The organism is Bacteroidales bacterium (assembly GCA_018334875.1).
In the GTDB taxonomy this organism is placed as follows: Bacteria; Bacteroidota; Bacteroidia; order Bacteroidales; family UBA12077; genus JAGXLC01.
This window is the reverse complement of the sequence record JAGXLC010000192.1, coordinates 1-7,911: the sequence shown is the minus strand read 5'-3', so window position 1 is coordinate 7,911 and position 7,911 is coordinate 1. Positions and strand designations below refer to the sequence as shown.

Sequence of the window (7,911 nt, the reverse complement as noted above, 5' to 3'; positions counted from 1 at the left end):
TTTATTTATGGATTAATTTTTTGAAAAAATAAGTGATATGCATTTTGTCGATTTATCCATTTTTATTCTCTATATGGTAGTTATGTTGGGTGTGGGTTATTTCTTCCTTCGGAGAAATAAGGACACGGATGACTACTATGTAGGGGGCAGAAGCATGGGCAGCCTCCATGTGGGTTTGTCTGTAGTAGCTACCGATGTTGGAGGCGGTTTTTCTATTGGTCTGGGTGGTCTTGGATTTATTATGGGCATTGCCGGTTCGTGGATGCTGTTTACCGGACTGATAGGAGCCTGGCTTAGCGCTGTTTTTCTAATCCCCCGGGTGAGCAGAATGTCCCATGAAATTAAATTGTTTACTTTCCCTCAGATATTTGAGCAATTTTATTCTCCCAGGGTTGCCTTATTGGCTGGGATTATTTCCGCCATTGGCTACATGGGTTTTACCAGTTCGCAGATCCTGGCAGGTGCCAAACTGGCTTCTGCCACCTTTGTAGATCTTCAACTGAATCAAGCTTTGATTATTATGGGAGTGATTGCTGTGGTTTATACAGTGATGGGTGGTCTGAAAGCAGTGATCTATACGGATACCATACAATGGCTCATTCTTATGGGCGGGTTGATTCTGATAGGCATTCCCCTGGGTTATAATGCCATTGGCGGAATGTCGGAGATAAAAGCTACCATACCCCAGGAGTTTCTGTCTTTAGGCAATGTCTCATGGCAGGAACTGGTCAATTGGGGTGTTACCATTGTGCCTATATGGTTTGTGGGAATGACCTTATATCAAAGAATCTATTCCACACGCAGCAGAAAGGAAGCACAAAAGGCATGGTTTATTGCCGGTCTTTTCGAGTGGCCTGTTATGGCCATGATGGGGGTTATTCTGGGACTGTTCGCCAGGGTGGGACTTGAAAATGGCATGTTTGCCCATTTGGGTTATCCCGATCTGCAAAGCATTGATTCCGAAATGGGTTTGCCTTTGCTGCTCAGAACAGTATTGCCTGTGGGCTTGATGGGCCTGATGATGTCAGCCTATTTTTCAGCCATTATGTCAACTGCAGACAGTTGCCTCATGGCATCTTCCGGGAATGTGCTCACGGACATACTGGATAAAATTTTCCATTTCCGGCATGATTCTAAAAAGGTGCTTCGAATATCCCAGCTATTAACCTTTGCGATAGGAGGCTCGGCTTTATTGCTGGCCCTCAAAATGCAAAATGTGCTTCAGTTGATGCTCTATTCCTATGCTTTTATGGTGTCGGGGCTCTTCATACCGATACTCGGAGCCTTGTTTTGGAAGAAAAGCAGCCCTGTCGCCGCTTTCTGGTCAATGCTGATTGGCGGGGGAATTACGCTCTATCTTACTATAGCTCAGTTTAGCCTTCCATTTGATCTGGACCCGAATATTTTTGGTATCACAGCTTCATTGTTTCTTTTTGTCGCCCTGACTTATTTGTTTCCCAAGTCTCCATCTGAACAAAGATTAAGGATGGATTGAATGCATAAGACCTTGTTCAATCTTTTTCAATAATTTTTATGCTCCAATTGCTTAAATGATAAATTTATGTGAAATCCTATCTTTCCTATGTGCCTTCAAAAAAAATTAAATTGCTTAACTTTGAGATCGATACCTATCATCAGGTTATGAAAATTTGTTTGTAGCTAAAACTGCGGTAAGAATAATACAGTTTAATAAGAACCGATTAATTTTTGTTGTTTTTTTTGATAAGGTTGTTGTTTCGTTTTATATTGTGCTCGTTATTTTGATTGGCTATTTATAACCGAGATCTATGAATGAGTCGATATTGAAGGCAATTTTGCGATTGTTTGCACTGGTTTCGGAGGCAAACAAATCAAGCCATATCGAAGACAAGAGAGGGATTATCAGTGATTTTTTGAATCAGCAGTTTGATAGTGAACTGGCTGAAGAGTACCTGAATTATTTTGATTATCGTGTAAGGTACTATCATCCCGAATCACTGGATCCGGCTCATGACGTTATACACGGAAAAACCCTTGAAGAGCGGCTTGTAGATTTATGTAACCAGTTAAATGAAGAGTTTCAGAAAGAGGAAAAAATACTGGTTATTATCAGTTTGCTTGATTTCATTTCCATTGACAGGGAAGTTACTCGTTTTGAGATCAATTTTGTGGACGATACAGCCGAAAAACTTAAGATTGACGAAGAAGAATATAAAGACCTCAAGGAATTTACTTTCGGCCACTTAGACCGAACCCGCTACAAACGAAACCTGCTTATTATCGATTCCGAAGAAGAGCCCGAGGAAAAGGAAATCAAGCACATGTATATCAAACGGCTGAGCGGAAGGATAGTGGTGTTCTATATTAGAAGTTCCAATACCTTCGTGTTGCGATATTACGGCGGTGATAGTCTGATGCTCCACGGGCGGGCAATAAAACCTTATCGCTCCTATATTTGGTCGTTTGGCGGCGTCATTAAAAACTCAAAATTTGGTTCCATCTATTACACCTGGGTTTCAGGAAAATTTATTCAGGATACCGCAAAAACCCAATTTGTATTTAATGCCAATAGTATCGAGTATTCCTACGGTAACAGCCCCAATGGGATCAAACCTTTTACACTCAATGAGGAGTCCGGTCGTCTGATCGGGATTATCGGAAGCAGCGGATCCGGAAAATCGACCCTGCTGAATCTTTTGAACGGCAACCTGAAGCCGAAGAAAGGAAATATCACCATTAACGGATTTGATATTCATGAAGACAGTGAAAAGTTAAAAGGGGTGATTGGTTTTGTACCCCAGGATGATGTGCTGATAAAAGAGTTTACGGTATTTCAGAATCTGTATTATAATGCCAGGCTCTGTTTCAGCGATTATAACGAGGAACAGATCAGAGATGTGGTTGAAAATTCACTGGTAAGTTTTGATTTGGATGATGCACGGGATCTTCGTGTGGGAAATGCCCTGAATACCTTTTTGAGTGGTGGGCAGCGAAAGCGACTGAACATTGCCCTCGAGCTCATGAGAGAACCTTCTGTTTTGTTTGTGGATGAGCCCACTTCGGGTTTGTCCTCGGCAGATTCGGAGAAAGTGATGTTGATGCTGAAAAGGCAGACCTTTAAAGGTAGATTGATATTTAGTAATATACATCAGCCTTCATCAGACATTTTTAAGATGCTTGACAAATTGCTGGTGATCGATCAGGGAGGGCACATCATCTATTATGGAAATCCGGTGGATTCTGTTACCTATTTCAAACGGATGAACAATTTTGTGGATTCCGAACAAAGCGAATGTCCCACCTGTGGGAATATCAAAACCGAACAGATATTAAGAAATGTTGAGGCCCGCGTGGTTGATGTGGACGGGAAACTTACCCGCAAACGGAAAATTTCCCCGGAGGAGTGGTATAAAAAATATATGAAAAATATTGATCCCATTATTCAGCGGATCAGACGGCCTTATAAGCGGGTTATCCCCCAGTCGGATTTTAGTATTCCGAACAAGTTTAAACAACTTCGTATCTATTTTACACGGGATGTGCTGACAAAACTGGCCAACAAACAGTATCTCCTGCTTGTGATTTTTGAAGCTCCCATATTGTCCCTGTTATTGGCTTTTATCACAAAGAATTCAAACATAGCCGGAAGTGTCAGTGAATATGTTTTCAGAGACAACCCCAATCTTCCGGGATATCTTTTTATGTGTGTGATTGTTGCTCTGTTTCTGGGACTGATTATAAGTGCAGAGGAAATTTTCAAGGACAAAAGGCTGCTGGAAAGGGAAAAATTCCTGAATCTAAGCCGGTTTAGTTACCTGAATGCAAAAGTTTTAGTCCTGATCATTATTTCAGCTTTTCACATGATGGCTTATACCCTCATAGGAAATAACATTCTCGAGATAAAAGAACTGACTTTTTCCTATTTTTTCATCTTATTTACAACTGCATGTTGGGCCAATATGGTAGGCCTCAATATTTCCTCAGGGTTTAATTCGATTGTGGCCATTTATATCCTTGTGCCCTTGATTCTTGTACCTCAATTGCTGTTTAGCGGGGTGGTGATTGATTTTCGCAACATGCACCAATCGGTTAAATCCGAAAAATATGTTCCCATGATTGGCAATCTGATTACCTCCAGATGGGCCTATGAGGCATTGGTAGTTACACAGTTTAAGGAGAATGAATTCGAGAAACATTTTTTCCAGCCGGAAGTCACTATAAGCACCACTTTCTTTGACCAGGGTTATCGCATTCCTTTAATGGAATCAGCCTTAAGTCAGATAGAAGAAGATTCCATTACATCCGGTGCAAGAAGCAGAATCGGTCTGCTGCAAAATGAATTGGATGAATTATCCGAACGGTATTCTATAGATTATGAGTCTTTTAGTGAAGTAAACCAACAATCTCTCGGCGCATTTAAAGCCCAAACCCGAACCCTCCTGGATACCCTTGATGGTATGGCTTCTTCAAGGTATTCCTCCGCTAAAAACAGAAAACAACACATTCGGGACAGTCTTATTAAAGAGTTGGGAGGAGAGGAGGAATTTCAGGCATTGAAGGATGAGTATCATAATAAACGCCTGGCTACTTTGGTGGAAAATTCAGACCAATTGAACAGCTATTATATTGAAGATCAGGAGATCATCTATTTGAGGGATCCGGTTTACCGCTTGCCTGATTCCCGAAAGGGTAGGGCGCATTACTTTGCTCCTGCAAAATTCATAGGTGACCTGAAGATTGATACTTTTTGGTTTAACATCATCAGATTATGGGTTGCCATCTTTTTTTGGTATGTTATTCTATATTTTGATGTGCTGAACAGGATTATTTCCTACTTTGAAAGCATTCGGCTGCGAAGAATCGGACGAAGACGGTTTTTTAAATTATTTGGATTGCAGGAGTATGAATCGTTCAGGTTCTTTCCCGCTATTCGCCTTAGACTTTTACGAAACAAAAGGTAAGTTTCTATGGAGATGGGCAAATTCAGGCAGTAAGCGTATGAAACGACTCCTGGATAATTTTTTAATCTTAAAGCCCATCAGACCACCATTCGGAAAGAGGTGATTGCAGGGGTCACCACTTTTATGACCATGGCTTATATTATTGTGGTGAACCCCCAGATTTTGCCGGAAACCGGGATGGATCATTCTGCCCTGGTCACTGCTGCATTTGTAAAAGACAGATTACATAGTTTTTTATTAGCCTCCCGTAGCACTAAAGCTGCCGTATCTGTTCATATCTGTGCGGGGGTTGGCACACATAACAGGTATTTGCGCCGGATTGGCAATGATGTATTGTTCTTTAGCCCCAAGTAAATAATCCGTGAAATCAATATTTTTTGTGGTCATTATCAGAATGATGTCAGCATCTATCTCTTTGGCATAATCTATTGTTTTTTCTCCAATGCCGCTGGAATCAATGTTTTGTATGTTGTAGTTGATGTTATGGTTTTTAAATATTCTTTCTGCAAAATTGACGTTGAGTTTTATTTTTTTCTGTAAACCGGAATCTTTTGATTTCGGGACCATAATGTGAACGTTGACATCAAAATATTTGGCCAGAAAAAGGGCCCAGTTAACTTTTTGTTTCACTTCTTGTCTGTAATCCAAGGGGAATACGATATCTTTGAATTCTTCGCTTTTAGAAGGCGGACCCTGAACAACAATAAATGGAACCTTGGAGCCCACGATTACCTTCAAAGCCCAGCTTCCGGTTAATTTCTGAACTCCTTTAATGCCATGTGTGCCCATAACAACCAGGCTTATGTTATGATCTGAGGCATAATTACTGATTTCATGAAATAAACTTCCGGCACGGACTACGGGTTCAATTGAAACCCCACCATGTTTTGCAGAAAGCCTTTCAACGTCATTCTTAAGCCTTCTCTCAGCCTCACTTTGCTGCTTTTCGTTCTTTACGATATGAATTAACTGAATTTTGTTTTCCAAATGAGTCGAGAGTTTGAGGGCATGCAAAAGTGCATTTTCAGTTACTTCTGTGAAGTCCCAGGGTACGAGTATGGTATCTTTTCTCATACAATGAAATTTTATTTAATGCGAAATTTAGTTATTAATCGAATGTTTTCCAAACCATATTGTAAAATTCAGTACACAAAATGAATCGAGCCATGGTTAAACAAATAAAACCAGAATCTGTTATCTGCCATATACGAAATATAATCTCATAAGTTTTATATTATAGAAATTAAATTGGAGAGATATATGAATTGTTGTAATTTTATATGGCTATAATCCAATGTTTCGCAATTATGTATTATTTTGAAGAAATTCAGGGAATTATCCGGAAAGCGATTGCCGAACAAAATTTTGTTCAGGAACCCAGCGCGTTGTATGAACCCATATCCTATTCATTACATACGGGCGGGAAAAGGTTGAGGCCTGCCCTCTTGCTTATGGCATCAAACTTATTTACTTCCGATTTACAGCCGGCTTTGATGCCTGCATTGGGAGTAGAGATTTTCCATAATTTCACATTGGTTCATGATGATATTATGGACAAAGCCAGTGTGCGGAGAAACCATCCAACTGTACATGCCAAATGGGATATCAACACTGCCATCCTCTCCGGAGATGCTATGTTTATCAGGGCTTATGACTATGTATTTGATTACCGTGGAAGAGAGGCACACGAGGTTTACAGGGTTTTCAATCAATCGGCATTACGGGTGTGTGAGGGGCAGCAATATGATATGGATTTTGAAACCACCCCTGATGTTTCCGAGCAGCAATATTTGAAAATGATCGAATTGAAAACTGCCGAACTGATTGCCTGTAGTCTTAAAATGGGTGCATTGATCGGGGGTGCCGGGGAAGACCAGCCCAATAAAATTTTTGAATTCGGAAAAAATATGGGCATTGCTTTTCAGCTTCAGGATGATTATCTGGATAGTTTTGGAGATGAACAGGCCTTTGGAAAGAATATAGGAGGCGACATCCTGTCCGATAAAAAAACTTACCTTATTATCAAGGCTTATGAGAAAAGTGATCCGGCAGACAGGGAGAAGCTGGACCGGGTGATCGGGAATAAACAGATTGATCCTCAATCAAAGATACAACAAGTTAAGGATATATACCTCCGTCTGGGCATAGACCAGCTCACAGCGGATAAAGCAGAAGAGTATTTCAGAGACGCCCTTACCTCGCTGGATAAAATATCTAAAAGCGATGAGGTGAAAAAGCCCTTACACGACCTTGCCTCTCGGATGATGAAAAGGCAAAAATGAGCATATCCCTTGTCTTTTAAAGTATAAAAAGAAGGCCAAATTTTAATGAGGCTTCGGGATTGTATCTGAAAATGTATTTTGCTTCAACAAATCCATCGAGTTTGTTTGTTATGGGGATATTCATACCTCCGCCCAGGTTGAATCCCGACATCCTGGAAAAATTGACCCCGGCGATACCGTAGGGATTCAGGTTGTCCTTGCTTAGAAATGAATAATGAATGTCCAGGTTTCCTCTGAGCTCCGGCAGGAAAATAAAATCCAGGGAGGTCCTTAAAGCGGGGTCCAGGAATTCCATATCGAAAGTAACTTTTGTTAACAGACTTAAAGGAGGATCCAGCCGCAATTCGTCTCCCAGTCCGGCTTTTATTGCCTGAGACCGGGCTGACATGCTGAACAGAATGATAACCAGAAAGGTGAATAAAACTTTTTTTGCCTTCATATTGATTTACTTTATAAGGAATAACGGATCATTGAGATGGTTTATTAGCAAAATTATTTAATTTCCTTGAGTGAATTCGATATAATGAGATAATAAATGTTTTAAATTTGCTGCATTCATTTTACCTGCATTATTCATAAACGAATCCCGCTGGTAAGCGGGAAAGTTTATGAATGCGGGATGGATTGCGGGGTGGATGCAGGTAACCCCGCATTAGAAAAACCGGCTTTTTGCGAAAAATAATGAAGCG

5 protein-coding genes are annotated in these 7,911 nt (G+C 40.6%); 3 read left to right on the top strand and 2 right to left on the bottom strand.

The genetic code is table 11. The features are described 5' to 3' along the window. Positions 1-37 precede the first annotated feature (37 nt). Together KGY70_13880 and KGY70_13875 are read left to right on the top strand one after the other, a co-directional pair. On the top strand, positions 38-1,495 hold the full coding sequence (locus tag KGY70_13880) for a sodium:solute symporter family protein (GenBank protein ID MBS3776279.1): 1,458 nt from the start codon (positions 38-40) through the stop codon (positions 1,493-1,495). 292 nt (positions 1,496-1,787) lie between these two features. Further along, positions 1,788-4,940 carry an ATP-binding cassette domain-containing protein gene (locus tag KGY70_13875; protein ID MBS3776278.1) on the top strand — a complete coding sequence of 1,051 codons (3,153 nt, stop codon included), beginning with the start codon at positions 1,788-1,790 and terminating at the stop codon, positions 4,938-4,940. Between the two features lie 237 nt (positions 4,941-5,177). Here KGY70_13875 and KGY70_13870 read toward each other — a convergent pair whose 3' ends face one another. Next, positions 5,178-6,014 carry a universal stress protein gene (locus KGY70_13870; GenBank protein MBS3776277.1) on the bottom strand — a complete coding sequence of 279 codons (837 nt, stop codon included), beginning with the start codon at positions 6,012-6,014 and terminating at the stop codon, positions 5,178-5,180. 233 nt (positions 6,015-6,247) lie between these two features. On the opposite strand from KGY70_13870, the gene KGY70_13865 reads away from it, so the two are divergent. Beyond that, complete coding sequence (locus KGY70_13865; GenBank protein MBS3776276.1) at positions 6,248-7,222, top strand: polyprenyl synthetase family protein; 975 nt, start codon at positions 6,248-6,250, stop codon at positions 7,220-7,222. Positions 7,223-7,238: 16 nt separating this feature from the next. On the opposite strand, the gene KGY70_13860 is transcribed toward KGY70_13865, so the two are convergent. Next, the gene (locus KGY70_13860) at positions 7,239-7,661 is read right to left on the bottom strand and encodes a hypothetical protein (protein ID MBS3776275.1); all 423 of its coding nucleotides are present in this window, start codon (positions 7,659-7,661) and stop codon (positions 7,239-7,241) included. Positions 7,662-7,911 lie beyond the last annotated feature (250 nt).

What these genes read in the sequence shown, in the direction of transcription:
- KGY70_13880 (MBS3776279.1), top strand. Translation starts at nt 38, where the DNA reads ATGCATTTTGTCGATTTATCCATTTTTATTCTCTATATGGTAGTTATG.
- KGY70_13875 (MBS3776278.1), top strand. Translation starts at nt 1,788, where the DNA reads ATGAATGAGTCGATATTGAAGGCAATTTTGCGATTGTTTGCACTGGTT.
- KGY70_13870 (MBS3776277.1), bottom strand. Translation starts at nt 6,014, where the DNA reads ATGAGAAAAGATACCATACTCGTACCCTGGGACTTCACAGAAGTAACT.
- KGY70_13865 (MBS3776276.1), top strand. Translation starts at nt 6,248, where the DNA reads ATGTATTATTTTGAAGAAATTCAGGGAATTATCCGGAAAGCGATTGCC.
- KGY70_13860 (MBS3776275.1), bottom strand. Translation starts at nt 7,661, where the DNA reads ATGAAGGCAAAAAAAGTTTTATTCACCTTTCTGGTTATCATTCTGTTC.